Origin of the sequence: Pseudomonas sp. NBRC 111143 (assembly GCF_001320965.1) — a bacterium.
Lineage (GTDB): Bacteria > Pseudomonadota > Gammaproteobacteria > Pseudomonadales > Pseudomonadaceae > Aquipseudomonas > Aquipseudomonas machongensis.
In genome coordinates this window covers 14,094-28,034 of sequence record NZ_BCBT01000030.1, presented here as the reverse complement: position 1 = coordinate 28,034, position 13,941 = coordinate 14,094, and the positions used below count along the sequence as shown (strand labels likewise).

15 protein-coding genes are annotated in these 13,941 nt (G+C 60.4%); 9 read left to right on the top strand and 6 right to left on the bottom strand.

Annotation, left to right across the window (positions count from 1 at the left end; genetic code table 11):
* Nucleotides 1-505 precede the first annotated feature (505 nt).
* The 3 genes from APH44_RS17095 to APH44_RS17085 all read left to right on the top strand — a co-directional run bounded on the left by APH44_RS17095 (nt 506) and on the right by APH44_RS17085 (nt 3,621).
* On the top strand, nt 506-1,015 hold the full coding sequence (locus APH44_RS17095) for a ferritin-like domain-containing protein (protein WP_054893744.1): 510 nt from the start codon (nt 506-508) through the stop codon (nt 1,013-1,015).
* Nucleotides 1,016-1,573: 558 nt separating this feature from the next.
* Nucleotides 1,574-2,908: an acetamidase/formamidase family protein gene (locus APH44_RS17090; protein WP_054893743.1), complete on the top strand. Its 1,335-nt coding sequence runs from the start codon at nt 1,574-1,576 to the stop codon at nt 2,906-2,908.
* A 281-nt stretch (nt 2,909-3,189) separates the two neighbouring features.
* The gene (locus APH44_RS17085; protein WP_371105608.1) at nt 3,190-3,621 is read left to right on the top strand and encodes a RidA family protein; all 432 of its coding nucleotides are present in this window, start codon (nt 3,190-3,192) and stop codon (nt 3,619-3,621) included.
* Between the two features lie 268 nt (nt 3,622-3,889).
* Here the strand turns inward: APH44_RS17085 and APH44_RS17080 are convergent, their stop codons facing one another.
* Nucleotides 3,890-4,639, bottom strand: a complete 750-nt coding sequence (locus APH44_RS17080; RefSeq protein WP_054893742.1) for a creatininase family protein — start codon at nt 4,637-4,639, stop codon at nt 3,890-3,892.
* 409 nt (nt 4,640-5,048) lie between these two features.
* On the opposite strand from APH44_RS17080, the gene APH44_RS17075 reads away from it, so the two are divergent.
* Nucleotides 5,049-5,789, top strand: coding sequence for a response regulator (locus APH44_RS17075; RefSeq protein WP_054893741.1), 741 nt, complete (start codon nt 5,049-5,051; stop codon nt 5,787-5,789).
* Nucleotides 5,786-7,123 (top strand): HAMP domain-containing sensor histidine kinase, encoded by a 1,338-nt coding sequence (locus APH44_RS17070; protein ID WP_054893740.1) that lies wholly within the window; start codon nt 5,786-5,788, stop codon nt 7,121-7,123. Before APH44_RS17075 ends, APH44_RS17070 begins: the two co-directional genes overlap by 4 nt.
* An 8-nt stretch (nt 7,124-7,131) precedes the next feature.
* On the opposite strand, the gene APH44_RS17065 is transcribed toward APH44_RS17070, so the two are convergent.
* Complete coding sequence (locus APH44_RS17065; protein WP_054893775.1) at nt 7,132-7,947, bottom strand: helix-turn-helix domain-containing protein; 816 nt, start codon at nt 7,945-7,947, stop codon at nt 7,132-7,134.
* A 104-nt stretch (nt 7,948-8,051) separates the two neighbouring features.
* Here APH44_RS17065 and APH44_RS17060 point away from each other — a divergent pair, with 104 nt between their 5' ends.
* From APH44_RS17060 to APH44_RS17045, 4 genes are all read left to right on the top strand, one after another.
* Nucleotides 8,052-9,266, top strand: a complete 1,215-nt coding sequence (locus APH44_RS17060; protein ID WP_177339375.1) for a CynX/NimT family MFS transporter — start codon at nt 8,052-8,054, stop codon at nt 9,264-9,266.
* A 309-nt stretch (nt 9,267-9,575) separates the two neighbouring features.
* On the top strand, nt 9,576-10,718 hold the full coding sequence (locus APH44_RS17055; protein WP_082420937.1) for an ATP-binding protein: 1,143 nt from the start codon (nt 9,576-9,578) through the stop codon (nt 10,716-10,718).
* Nucleotides 10,715-11,086, top strand: coding sequence for a response regulator transcription factor (locus tag APH44_RS17050; protein WP_054893738.1), 372 nt, complete (start codon nt 10,715-10,717; stop codon nt 11,084-11,086). The genes APH44_RS17055 and APH44_RS17050 overlap by 4 nt, the downstream gene beginning before the upstream one ends.
* Before the next feature lie 25 nt (nt 11,087-11,111).
* Complete coding sequence (locus APH44_RS17045) at nt 11,112-11,771, top strand: response regulator transcription factor (protein WP_054893737.1); 660 nt, start codon at nt 11,112-11,114, stop codon at nt 11,769-11,771.
* 90 nt (nt 11,772-11,861) lie between these two features.
* On the opposite strand, the gene APH44_RS17040 is transcribed toward APH44_RS17045, so the two are convergent.
* The 4 genes from APH44_RS17040 to APH44_RS17025 form a co-directional block, all read right to left on the bottom strand.
* Nucleotides 11,862-12,125 carry a DUF2790 domain-containing protein gene (locus APH44_RS17040; RefSeq protein ID WP_054893736.1) on the bottom strand — a complete coding sequence of 88 codons (264 nt, stop codon included), beginning with the start codon at nt 12,123-12,125 and terminating at the stop codon, nt 11,862-11,864.
* Nucleotides 12,126-12,507: 382 nt separating this feature from the next.
* Nucleotides 12,508-12,732 carry a hypothetical protein gene (locus APH44_RS17035; protein ID WP_054893735.1) on the bottom strand — a complete coding sequence of 75 codons (225 nt, stop codon included), beginning with the start codon at nt 12,730-12,732 and terminating at the stop codon, nt 12,508-12,510.
* A 72-nt stretch (nt 12,733-12,804) separates the two neighbouring features.
* The gene (locus APH44_RS17030) at nt 12,805-13,518 is read right to left on the bottom strand and encodes a DUF72 domain-containing protein (RefSeq protein WP_054893734.1); all 714 of its coding nucleotides are present in this window, start codon (nt 13,516-13,518) and stop codon (nt 12,805-12,807) included.
* A gap of 150 nt (nt 13,519-13,668) precedes the next feature.
* The gene (locus APH44_RS17025) at nt 13,669-13,887 is read right to left on the bottom strand and encodes a hypothetical protein (RefSeq protein ID WP_054893733.1); all 219 of its coding nucleotides are present in this window, start codon (nt 13,885-13,887) and stop codon (nt 13,669-13,671) included.
* Nucleotides 13,888-13,941 lie beyond the last annotated feature (54 nt).

Sequence of the window (13,941 nt, the reverse complement as noted above, 5' to 3'; positions counted from 1 at the left end):
CGAATCTACTGGGTTGAGCCTGACGCAGTGGCATCCGTTCACCCCGATTGACGATTGGCGTATCCGCAACGGTTCCATGGGCCGTACGCGCGTGGTTCATTAGAGCTATGGCTTTCAGCCCCCCCCAACGGCGACTCGGTCCGCAGCTTCATGGCTTCAAGTACCGAGTGATCAGGGGCTGACAGCTCTCTACCGAAGCAGGGCCGTCACCACCATCAACGGCAGCGAAAGGATTTTCGACGTACTCCCACGCCTCCCCTTAATTCCAAGGGGCCCACCGTCTGGTCCACCCTACATATTGAAATACTTATTGGTGGATAGGCGTGTTGAAGAAAGAATTGGGTGCAAAGCGCAATCAAAAACGAACGGAACAAGCGAGAAAGTTCAGATCGGCTATGCAAATAAGCCCACCCAAATAGTTTGCGCGCCAAACCATTCGTCAGGCCACTTGAACACGTGCTGGTGACAGAAATTCTCAATTACTCTGGCATAACGGAGAACTATCATGACTCAGCCTACCGAGAACCTTCTTGATTGGTTGCGCGACGCCCACGCAATGGAACAGCAAGCCGAAAAAATGCTTAAAGCACAAGCGGAACGGCTGGAGCATTACCCAAAATTGCGCGGGCGTATTGTTCAGCACATCACCGAAACCGAGGGGCAACAGCGATTGCTAGTTGAGTGCATTGAACGGTTGGGAGGAAGCACCTCAACCCTGAAAGATCTAGCAGGAAAGCTTATGGCGTTTGGACAGGCTGTGGGCGGCATGACGATGAGCGATGAAGTGGTCAAGGGCGCGATGTCCGGTTACGTGTTTGAAAATCTAGAGATCGCTTCTTACACCGTGCTTATTGAAGCGGCTAACTTCTCCGGTGATGAGCTGACCGCAGAAGCCTGCCGGTCGATTTTGAAAGAAGAGATCGCCATGGCTGACTGGTTAAGGGAGCACCTACCCGAAATAACTCGAGCGTTCCTTAGCCGCTCGGCTACACCCGGGGAGGAAGCGAAACGGTGAGCAGCGCTCACGGCCGCATGCTCATGCGTGCGGCCCAACACACCAATTGAAGGGCCAAAGATGAGAAGCTCAAGAGGATATGGCGCCGGCTTGAGCATAGTTAAAAAGGCATGCAAAATTGCACACTGGTAATGCAACATAAATAATTAAGCTCCCAATTAAATGCCTGCATCACCGCCCGTTTGATTATTACCGGTGCGAGGCCAAGGGCAGAAGAGCTCCGAGCATGTTCAGCACTCCTTGAATATACAAAGACTGGCACTGCCAAGCCGCAGTCCTGTAGCGAGCATGCTCGCTCCTACAGCCGTGTGTGTTCCCGTTGCAGGGTCGTGCATTAAGTTTTATTCGGCAGAGAAGCACCGCGGCCCGACGCGACGAGATCTTCTGTTGCGTGTATCGCAATGTATCCACGCAGCCCTCCGATACAGTCCCCGTAATTTCCCAGCTTCCCCGAACACAAAGTAGATACAAAGCTGCGCTGAACTATGCAGGCTGTTTGACCCTTCTCGGGCTGCCTCAGCCGGCAGCCGTTCGCTCCTGATTCCCAAGGGGACCACAATGACAACGCCTGTTCCTGATTCCACCCTCAATGTCGGGCCGGTCGACCGCCTGCGGGTCGATCAATACACCCATGGAATCATCGGGCCGAGCCTGACTATGCTCGGCCCGCTGGCTGATCGCGGCACCCTGATCACCGGCACGCCGCCGGGCTGCTGGGGACCGATGATCACCCCGGCCTTCGAGGGCGGCCATGAGGTGACGCAACCGGTGGCCATTGACGGCGCTGAAATCGGCGATGCCGTGGCGATCAAGATCAAAACCATGCGCGTCACCTCCCTGGCCACATCGTCCGGGGTCATGTCGTTCGTCGAGGGTCGCTACAATGGTGATCCGTTCGTTTCCAAGTTCTGCGCCAATTGCGGCACCGAACACCCGGCCAGCCATGTCGAAGGCATCGGCGAAGACTCGATTCGCTGTAACCACTGCGGCGCCGAAGTCAGTGCGTTCCGCTTCAGCCATGGTTACGTTATCGTGTTCGATGCGCAGAATCAGGTCAGCCTGACGGTCAATCAGGACATCGCCAATCGTCTGGCCGGCAAGGCGTCTGAAATGTCAGCACTGCCGGAATTCGCCGCCCAGCATTCGATCCTGTCCCTAGCCCGCGCCGATATCCCTGGTGTCGCCGCGCACATGCGGCCGTTTCTCGGCAATATTGGCACCCTGCCGTCGCGAGACTTGCCCGATTCCCATAACTGCGCGGATTTCGGCCAGTACCTGATCAGCGCCCCGCACCGTTTCGGTATGACAAGAGAAGAGCTGCACGCGGCCAAGACCGATGGCCACATGGACACCAACTCGGTCCGCGAGGGTTGTGTGCTGATCTGCCCGGTGAAAGTGCCGGGCGCCGGGGTGTACATGGGCGACATGCACGCCCAGCAGGGCAACGGTGAAATTGCTGGGCATGCCACCGATTGCTCTGGGGAAACCGAAGTGGTGGTGGAGGTGGTGAAGAACCTGACGCTGGAAGGTCCGATCCTCCTGCAAAACATCGATGATCTGCCGCCGATGGCGCGGCCGATGAATGCCCGTCAGCGCGCTGATGTCCGTGCGCTGAGCGCGCACTGGGGCCAGCAGGAAATCGAGCAGAGCGGTCCAATCACCTTCATAGGCAGCGGCGAAAATCTCAACCTGGCTGTGGAGAACGGCCTGCAGCGCGCCGCTAATGTCACTGGCCTGCCGTATGACGAAATACTTAATCGCGCGACCATCACCGGCTCCATCGACATCAGCCGCCTGCCCGGTACAGTGCGCGTGACCTTTCTGTGCCCCATGAGTGTGTTGGAACGCATGGGCATCGCTCATCTGGTGCGTGAGAAATACGATTTGGCGTAATGGCCTAGTCCGAGGCCGAGCCGTTAGCGCCCGGTGATACCGATTCATTGCTGGAGCGTCCGTTGAAGGTATCGCCCCAAGGCCTGCCCCTTGGCATAAAGCGTGTCTGTCGGCCCGGTGACACACAGACTTACCAGGCAGATCAAAATCGAAACCAACTGGATATGCTAGTGAAATTGGCTGGCGCCCTACCCTAATATTCAGAGCTTGCTGCCATGATCATTCGCTCGAAACTCAAGACCGCACGCATCCCCACCGGCTGGATATCAGCTCTCGCCTTGATCGCACTCCATTCCCAGTTTTCAGCGGCTGCGACTTCACCTGGCGGCGATGCGGTCGTGACAACCACAAACGCGCCAGCCGCCATAGGGCCCTATTCACAAGCGATTCGCGCTGGAGATACGCTGTATCTTTCAGGGCAACTGCCAATTGACCCGGCTACCGGAAGCCTGCCTATAGATGACACTATCGAATCACAGACTCGGCAATCACTGGAAAACATCAAATCCATTCTTGCAGTCGACGGGCTGAAGATGAGCGATATCGTGTCCACCACCGTCTACCTCACGGACCTGGAAGATTTTGGCAAAATGAACGAGGTGTACGGCACCTATTTTTCCACTGTCTATCCCGCCAGGGTCACTGTTGAAATCACACGCCTGCCGAAAGGGGCGAAGGTCGAGATCGCATCGGTTGCAAGCCGACATAAATAATCCAAGGCAGAGCCAAGGAGCTCGACCTTCGCCGCTTTAGCTGTCTAACTGTCAAGGCTACAGCCATACCGAAGTGGCCCGTTCGAAAGGCTTCTTCGGGTCGGCACTGCGCCGATGGGTTAATCAGCTTCAGCAGGAGCGCGGCGGCGTTCTTTGCCGAGTTGAGCACAATGTCGATAGCCTGGTCAGGAAGGTCATTACACTGGGTCTGGCCCCCTGGTTCAGCCAGCCCAGTACCGAAGACCTCGGAGAATGATGCGGGATCATTTCACGCCGGCGTGGGCTCGTTGGTGAACTGGTCCACGACCTTCACCAACCCCTGAACAGCCATCATCACCAACTGCCGGCCCTTTTCCGGCGACGCCTGGCCTGGGTCAGATCCCATTCGCCCGTCCGGGTGGCGCGCGCGAAAATCCAGCGCTTCGCGGATGGGGCCCCAGTTGGCGATCTGCGGCGCATAGTCGGCTGTCTTGATACACGCTGGGTATGCCCATTGGGTCACGGCAATTTCCGACGGCGTGGCATGGATGCCATGCCCGGTCGGGAACTGTTCCTGGGCTAGCGCTTCCACCCCGTCCAGATCCCACCAGTTGCACAGCTTCAAAGCAAACCCTGCTGGCCGGCGGGCAAAGCTGGCCTCGGTGTAGATTTCCGAAAACGCAGCCTCGATTGAGGCCACGTTGCCGCCATGGCCATTGAGAAAGAGGATTTTCTCGAAGCCATGCACCGCCAGCGAGCGGATCCAGTCGGTGATAGCGGCAATGAAGGTCGATGGTCTGAGCGAAATCGTGCCGGGGAAACCGAGATGGTGCTGGGCCATACCGATGTTGAAGGTCGGGGCGATAAGGATGTCGGCCGTCTTCTGCGCCTCAAAAGCGATGATTTCCGGGCACATCCAGTCGGTACCCAACAGCCCCATCGGCCCATGCTGCTCGTTGGAGCCGATCGGGATGACGATGGTTCGGCTGCGCTGGAGGAATCGTTCGGTTTCAACCCAGGTCGATTGATGTAGGAGCATCTTGGTTTTCTCTTGGGAAAGGTGGTTGACCGGTTACGCCTGCCCAGTGATAGCACCCTCACACCTGACCCGACAGCATACGAAGGTATCGACGCCGCTCCCCGCGATCCGCGGCTAACAATAGCTAACAGCAGATAACGGGCAGTCCGCTGCCTGGCGCTTCACGCTGGAGGCCAGAGTACGGATCACGAGAATTACCCATGCTGAGTGTCGAAAAATTTCTGTACAGCGCACGCACCCAGCCCTGCTGGTGCAGGCGGCCAACCAGAATTGCCCCTACCCCAAGGCGACACGGGACAACATTACCGTGACGCTGAGCCTTGCACCGACACCTTGATGCAATGGCGCAGCACTCAAGCAACCGCTAGAAGTGCGTGCCTCAAGGTTCAAGACGCAAAAGGTAGCGCAGATGGAACATGTGGATCACATCCTGATCGTAGACGACGATCGCGAGATCAGGGAGCTGGTGGGCAACTACCTGCGCAAGAACGGCCTGCGCGCCACCGTCATGGCCGACGGCAGGCAGATGCGCAACTTCCTGGAGTCAAACCGTGTCGACTTTATCGTGCTTGACATCATGATGCCTGGCGACGATGGCCTGGTGCTCTGCCGCGAATTGCGTGCCGGCAAGCACAAGGCAACGCCAGTGCTGCTGCTGACCGCGCGCAACGAAGAGGCCGACCGCATCGTCGGCCTTGAGATGGGCGCGGACGATTACTTGGTCAAGCCTTTCGCCGCCCGCGAACTGCTGGCGCGCATCAACGCGATACTGCGTCGCACACGCATGCTGCCACCCAATCTGATCGTCAGCGAGGCCAACCGGTTGCTGGCGTTTGGCGCCTGGCGACTGGACACTACGGCGCGTCACCTGCTCGACAGCGAGGACACCGTCGTGGCCTTGAGCGGGGCGGAATACCGCCTGTTGCGGGTGTTCGTCGACCACCCACAGCGGGTGCTGAGCCGCGACCAGTTGCTCAATCTGACCCAAGGCCGTGACGCCGACCTGTTCGACCGCTCGATCGACCTGCTGGTCAGCCGCCTGCGCCAGCGCCTGGGCGACGACGCCCGCGACCCGGCCTATGTGAAGACCGTGCGCAGCGAGGGCTACGTGTTCTCCTACGCTGTGCAGATCCTGGGGGAACCCGCATGAAGCCTACGCGCTGGCCACGCACCCTGGCCTCCCGACTGTCGCTGATCTTCCTGGTCAGCCTGGTGATCGCTCACGGTCTGTCTTTCGGCCTGCAGTTCTATGAGCGCTACCAAAGCGCCAAAACCCTGATGCTGGGCAACCTGGAGCAGGACCTGACCACCACCGTGGCCATGCTCGAACGCCTACCAGCCGAAGAGCGCAAGGCGTGGCTGCCGCGTTTCGTACACCCCAACTATCGTTACCAGCTGGATGAGGGCTTACCCGGCAAGCCTCTGGACATGGCGTCGTCGCCGGAATTCGTGCGATCCATGGAGGCGACCCTGGGCCGCGAGTACACCTTGAACTACATCCAGCTGGAAGACCTGCGCCCTCACTATCAGGCCCACTTGCGCTTGCACGACGGCAGCCCCTTGACCATTGATGTGCGACCTTCAATTTCACCGCTCTCAGCCTGGCTGCCGCTGGTGCTGGTCGGCCAGTTGCTACTCCTGCTGGGCTGTACTTGGCTGGCGGTGCGCACGGCTATTCGCCCGCTGACGCACCTGTCGAAAGCCGTCGACAGCCTCGACCCAAACGGCGCCGGCACACGCCTGGATGAGTCGGGCCCGGTGGAGGTCGCCTACGCCGCTGTCGCCTTCAACACCCTGCAAGCACGCATTGCCGCCCATGTGAAAGAGCGTATGCAACTGTTGGCGGCCATCTCACATGACCTGCAAACGCCCATCACGCGCATGAAGCTGCGCGCCGAGCTGATGGACGATTCACCCGAAAAAGACAAGCTGTGGAGCGACCTGAGTGAAATGCAGCATCTGGTCCAAGAGGGCGTGGCCTACGCCCGCAGCATGGATAGTTCGACCGAAGTAAGCCGCCGCATTGATGTGCAGGCTTTCCTGGAGAGCCTGGTGTTCGATTACCTCGACACCGGCAAACACATCAACCTCGACATGGCTTGCGAGGCTGTACTCGACACCCGCCCCCATGCCCTGCGTCGGCTGCTGGTGAATCTGCTGGACAACGCCCTGAAATATGCTTCAGACGTCGAGATCGCGGTAACGAGACCCGGCGCTGGGAGCCTGACCATCCAGATTCTTGACCGTGGCCCCGGCATTCCCGACGAGTTGCTGGCCGAAGTGCTCAAGCCTTTCTATCGCCTGGAGAACTCTCGCAACCGCGACACAGGCGGAACCGGGCTCGGCCTGGCCATCTCCCAGCAACTGGCGATATCGCTGCAAGGCACGCTGGTATTGCGCAACCGTGAGGGCGGTGGGTTGTGCGCTCAGCTGAGCCTCCCTGCCCTCGTTACCGAGCAGGTCAAAGCGTTGACCAACAGCTGACACCGTCTTCAGCGCGCAGCCATGAACGCACTGGGCGAATCACCCATCACCCGACGGAACATACTGCTGAACGCGCTGACGCTGGAATAACCGAGCGCCTTCGCAACGACGCTGATCGCCTCGCCATTGTCGAGCCGGTCCAGGGCGCTGGCCAAACGTACCTGCTGTACCCAGCTGCGGAATGTCATGCCGGTCTGTTTGAGGAACAGACGAATCAGCGTGCGCGAGCTGGCTCCGACCTTGTCCGCCCAATATTCGATGGTGCGGGCATGCCCTGGTGCCTCAAGGATCGCATTACAGATCAGCAACAAGCGTCGATCGGCCGGCCAGGGAATCTGCAGCGGCAAGGTCCGGGCAGACTCCAGTTCACTGAGGATCAGCGCGACCACGTGAGCATTACGCCCCTCCAGCTCATATTCGATGGGTTGGCTGGCCAGTATCAGGATCAGCTCGCGCAACAGCGTGGAAACCTCTAGCACCCGGCAGCGTTCACCGTAGCGGGCGGCGAGATCGGCCTGGATGTAGATAGAGCGCATGCTGACCGCACCCAGCATCAGCTGGTCATGCACCACGCCCGCCGGGATCCACAGGGCGCGCCTGGGTGGCAAAAACCATAGCCCGTCGTCCTTCGCCACGCGCATGACACCATGAGTGGCGTAGAGCAATTGGCCGTGGCGATGGGTATGCGGTGCGTTGTAGGCGCCGGCGGGCTGGTTGCGCAACAGCGCCGTCATCGGCAGCGCGACGTCCTGATAGTCGCGATAGTCCTCACTACGCCCACACAACGCATCGGAGTCGTCGCGCGCCCGAGCTTCTCTGTTCATCTCATACCCTTTGAGGTTGTCACTTGGCCGATACATTTTGGCACTTATCATCGCCAATGCCTCGTTACGATCCTTTGCAACCACCCGATACAAGGCGCGTCAACATGGCATCCGACAAACATCATCTACGGGCCATCATCGGTCTGCTGGTGCTTTCCCTGGCGCTGCGCCCGGCGATCGTCTCCATCGGCCCGATCCTGCTGCCGATCCAGCAGCACTTCGGCCTGAGCTTCACCCAGGCAGCCTTGCTAACCGCCATCCCGGACGTTTGCATGAGCCTCATGGCCTTGCTGGCACCCAGCCTGGCCCGACGTCACGGCACCGATCGCTGCGTGGTTGCCGCACTGGTTCTGCTCGGCGCCGCCTGCCTGCTGCGAGCGTTGGCCGGCACCACGATGCTGCTGTTGTTCAGCACCTTCCTGGTCAGTGTCGGCATCGCCATCGCCGGAGCGCTGATCGGTGGCTGGATCAAAACACACTTTCCCCAGCGTCCGGCATTGTTCATGGGTATTTACGCCGCCGGCCTGAGCGTCGGGGCCAGCCTGTCAGCAGTCCTGACCGCGCCCATTACGGCGCTTGCGCAAAGCTGGCGCGTAGGCAGCGGGATTTGGAGCATGCTGTGCGTGAGCGCGGTGCTTAGCTGGCTGTGGATGGGCAGGCGCTTGAGCGTAAGCACTCCGATAGTCGCACCGCTCGACAACCAGCCGACCAGGTTGCCCTGGGCCGAGCCGCAGGCCTGGCGGGTAGCGCTGCACTTCGGCGCCAGTCAGTTCGTGGTCTATGCGCTGTTCGCCTGGCTGGCGCCGGCGTCCAGTGAACGGGCGCTGACATCCCTGCCTCCCGGCATTCTGCTCGGCCTGTTCACTGCGGTGTTTGCCGTAGCGAGCATCGTCGCCGGAGTGGTTCCCGGTAACCCCGAGGACCGTCGCGGTGTGCTGGCGCTGTCGACCTTGCTTGCCCTGGCCGGCGCTGCCGGCATGGCTTTCGCCCCTGCCGCAGCGCCGACGCTGTATGTGCTGCTGGTCGCTACCGGTCTGGGCATGGGTTTCACCGTGGGCATGACGCTGCCACTGGACCATGCGCAAACACCTGCGCAGGCCAGCGCCTGGACCGTTTTCATGCTGTTCATCGGCTATCTGATCGCCGCACTGGGACCCATCTGCTTCGGCGCCCTGCGCGATTACACCGGCAACCATGACCTTGGGTTCGAGCTGCTGTTTGCCGTGCTCGTCTTGATGCTGTGCCTGACCACGGCGCTCAAACCGGCCCGCTCAGGCGCAGAAGGATTGAATCAGCTAACAGAAGCTGACAGGGCATAACGGGTAGTCGCCGGCATCGGCCCTCACTCTGGGAACTCGCCACTCTGTGCGCTGGCAAGCAGTGGCATCGACCTGTTACTTGCCATCGGACGACTGTGCGAAATTCTGTCGCCCAGCGTGGCCTGCTTGCTACTCGAGGCCCAGTGGACATCACAGCATCTGCTCAATCTGTACACCGCCAGCCTGCTGTTGGCGTCCCTGCTGGTCTGGTGCAGCTACCGGTCGCGCAGTGACACCTAGGTATCTATCGGCACATTTCCCGCCGCAGTGCACGCTCACTCGGCGGTGCCCGCAACACAGAGAATCGTCATGCCCAACGAACCAGACCTAAGCCACCTAATCAATGCCGTGCCCGGCTTCGTCTGGAGCGCCGACGCCAATGGCGAGGTCAATTTCATTAACCAGCGCTGGTGCGATTACACCGGCATGTCGCAAGAGCAGGCACGTGGCCAAGGCTGGACCGCATCGCTGCACCCGGACGACGCCGGAGGACTGCAGCAGTACTGGGTGGCCTTGATGCAGGCTGGCACGCCAGGTGAATACGAAGCTCGGCTAAGACGCTACGACGGTGCCTTTCGCTGGTTCCTGATCCGCGCCGTGCCGCAACGTGATGACGCCGGAGCAGTGGTGTGCTGGTACGGCGAGAACACCGATATCGAAGACCGCAAGCAGGCTGAAGAAGCGCTGGACAAAGTCCGATCGGAAATGGCCCACCTGGCACGGGTAGCAAGCCTCGGCGCGCTCACGGCCTCCATTGCCCATGAGGTCAATCAGCCGCTGGCAGGCATTGTCACTAACGCCAGCACCTGCCTGCGCATGCTCGGTGCCACCCCACCCAACGTCGATGGCGCGATGGAGACCGCGCGGCGCACCATTCGTGACGGCAACCGTGCTGCGGATGTGATCAAGCGCCTGCGCGCCTTGTTCGCCAGGCAAAGCGTGATGACCGAAGCAGTCGATGTAAACGAGGCGGCGCACGAAGTCATCACACTGCTGCTCGGCGAGCTACGGCGCAACGGCATTGCGCTACAGGTGCAGTTTGCCAAGGGGCTGCCAGCGGTCATGGGGGACCGCGTGCAGCTGCAGCAGGTGATCCTCAACCTGATCATCAACGCCATCGAAGCCATGCGCAAAGCGGCCGGCACCGCACGGCAGCTGCTGGTGACCACGGTTCTGGACGGCCAACATGGCGTGCACCTGGCTGTACGCGACAACGGCAGCGGTTTCGACCGCCAGGCCATGGAGCGCATGTTTGAGACGTTCTACACCACCAAGGAATCCGGGATGGGAATCGGCCTATCCATCAGCCGCTCGATCATCGAACGCCACAATGGGGAGCTCTGGGCCACACTCAATGATGGCCAGGGGGCAACCTTTCACTGTGCCATTCCTCTGCCGACAGCCAGCAGCGAAGCAACAGCCGACGGTGTCATCAAGGGGGTAAACGGATGAAAGGGCCCTTGCTCGTAGCAGTGGTCGATGACGACGAGTCGGTCCGCGAGTCACTGCCCGACCTGCTTAGAGAGTTCGGGTTCGCGGTAGAAGCATTCGCTTCGGCCCAGTCTTTGCTGAGCGCGTCTGGCCTGCAGCAGATCCGCTGCCTGATCCTTGATGTGCTGATGCCCGGCATGTCAGGCCCGGATCTGCTCCAGGCCCTGCAAGCCTGCGGCCATGCCATGCCGGTAATCCTCGTCACCGCCAACACCGATGCTTGCCGGGACCCTCGCCTGCAGGGCGCCGGCGTGGTCGACTGCCTGGCCAAGCCTTTTAGCGAAGCACAACTGCTCAAGGCACTGAGTGCCGCGTTGCCGGTTGGTTGATCAAGGACTTGAAGGATCTGACCCGATGATCGCCTGCCCCCTCACAGCCCCCGTGACGGCCACTGCAACGCCTGTGGTGTATGTCGTGGACGACGATATTTCCGTGCGCGAGTCGCTGGAACCGCTGATTCGCTTCGCCGACTGGCAGCCGCGGCTGTTCGCCTGTGCCCAGACCTTTCTCGCTCACCCCCGGGAGGTCGTGCCCAGTTGCCTGGTGCTGGATATCAATCTGCCGGGCCTGAACGGCTTGGACTTACAGGCCAACCTGACCGGCGCGCAGCCGACCATGCCGATCATTTTCATCACCGGCTACGGCGATATTCCAGGCACGGTTCGCGCCATGAAGGCCGGCGCGCTGGAGTTCCTGACCAAGCCGTTCGACGCTGACATTCTGCTCGCGGCCATCAGCGCCGCGCTGGAAAAAAGCCGCAGCGCGCTGGAGCGCGAAGACCACCTGCACGACCTTCGCATGCGCCATGCGTCATTGACCCCTCGCGAGCGGGAGATCATGAACCGGGTGGTGGCTGGCTGCATGAACAAGGTCATCGCCGCGGACCTCGACATCAGCGAAATCACGGTGAAGGCCCACCGCGGCAAGGTCACCCGCAAGATGAAAGCACGTTCGGTGGCTGAGCTGGTACGCATGGCGTCACAGCTGACGGGGCCCACTGCTGACGAGCAGTGAGCCCCGCGCCTGCGTGGCAGGCATTGGTGGTTCCGGGTTTACCAATTCATGGCTGCGCTCCCTGTAGACGGATCGAGTCGGTTGTAGATTTCAGTTTTCACCGATGCAGTTGCTGGAAAAGGTACGGTAGTTCATCACTTGGGTCTGATTGTGCGAGTCGAGGTAGGTCAGCCGGGCATTGACCGGTCCGCAGGTCGGCGCGTCATCCTGGCTGGTCGACACCACCTTCTTGATATCCAGCGGAGTGCCGTAGGTGTAGTTGCGCACGTTGTCGGCCGCTTCTGCGCGGGCAGCCAGGGTGCAGACATTCAGTGCGGCGAACAGGCAGGCGGCGTAGACGGTTTTGCGGTTCATGGTCGGGCTCTCCGGGCTTCAATGGGCTGTTCGTTTGAACCGAGGCGTTGCTGCTTCGCTTCGATGGAGCCCATTTAAAGCCGGCAAAGTACCTGGCCTGTGTCACGAACCCGGATTAATCGATCACAAGGTATCAACGCCGCCTGCCAATACGCTGTGATACAAACCCGCTGACACTGTTCGATCTAAACCAAAACGAATGTGTCGAGCAGACCGCGGGCGTCCAATCACCCCAAATCCCAGGTAGCGGAAGATCTCGCCAAGCGCTCATGCATACGGGCGCGCTTGCCCAGTGGCCTACCCTCCCCATGGCAGCTATCCCATGAGGACCACGCCTTAAAATCGACAACCGGGCTTAGCGCCCGGCCACCTGCACGGATAATCAGCGACGGGCTTTCCTGTCGACCTCGGCCAGACGCTTTTCGATCTGGCGCGTCTTTTCCTCCTGTTCCTTGATGGAGGTGGGCGTAATGATCTTGTCCACCGCCTCGGTATCCCGATCCGGGCGCTCAAGCACCGGGCCCGGCACCCGCTCGCCTTGCTGTGCTTCTTCAGAAGAGAGCGGCCGTGGGACTTTGTCGCCGTTCTTGCCATCGTCAGCTTTCATGGGCTGTTCCTCGCGGTCTAATGTGTTCTCAGAAGAGCCCTAATGCAGCCAAAAAGTTTGATCCGGTTTGCATCAGCGCAGATACCGCTCAAGCGTCAGCGCGTTACCCAGTGCTGCGCCGGAGGCCGTGTTGTCGAAGATGCACCAGGTATCTGCACCTGCAGCCTGGCTGCGCCGCAGCCGCTCAGCCAGTTGCTCCAGGTACTGTTGGGCATACTCGCTGTGGTAGATCCGCGGCTCGCCGTGCAAGCGCCAGTAGACCAATCCAGGCCAGCCAGCGGGTTGCGCGTCGGCAGCGAAGCGTGAAGGGCTCGCCGCCACCTGGGCAATACGCAAGTCGATCAACATCGATTGCGCCGCTTGCCAACTGGCGTGCCTGGGCTCGACCGCGACCGGCCCGGCATAGTGTTCGCGCAGGACTTCAAAGAAACGCCGATCGCGCCCGGCATCATGGGCGAGCGATGGCGGCAACTGAACGAGCAGGCAGCCCAGGCGGTCCCCCAATTGCCGGCATTGGCCAAGAAACGCATCAAGCGCAACCTCGCAGCCTTCCAGGCGTAGCTCGTGGGTGATGAGCCTGGGCAGCTTGACGGCGAAGCGAAAATGTTCCGGAACCGAGCAAGCCCAACGGGCATAGGTCGCAGGTAGATGCGCACGGTAGAACGAACTGTTGATCTCCACGGCATCAAGCCGCGCGGCATAGCGCTGCAGGTGGCTGCCCGGCAGCCGGAACTCGTCGGCGTACTGGCGGGACAAGCTCCAGCCCGCGCACCCCAGATGAATCATCATGGCATTCCAAATGCACTGTGTTGCTGCAATGGAGTCGTCAAGGCAGGTCGTCGTTCAATAAGCGCAAAGCGCCGAACAAGAGGCGCCAGAGACGAGTCGGCGCTCTGCCTGGCTTATTTCGATTATCGCGTTCATCCCGGCAACCCCTCAGGGTTGCTGGTAGTGTCCTGGCGATGTGCCGGGCTCGTGGTCATGCTCAAGACGCTGCACTTGCACATCGGTGAATGAAGACGCTTCGTTGCGGTGCAGGCCCTGCAAGTATTCGCGCGCAGCTTCGCGGCTCAGGTCTTCCTGGTCACTGCGGAACTCGCAAGTACCGGGCTGGTTGTCGAGGATATAGCTGATCAAGTACAGGTAGCTGGGCATTTTGAAGGTCCTAGGGCGAGTGGAGTGAGAAGCGAATCTTCCAGGTTGAGCCTG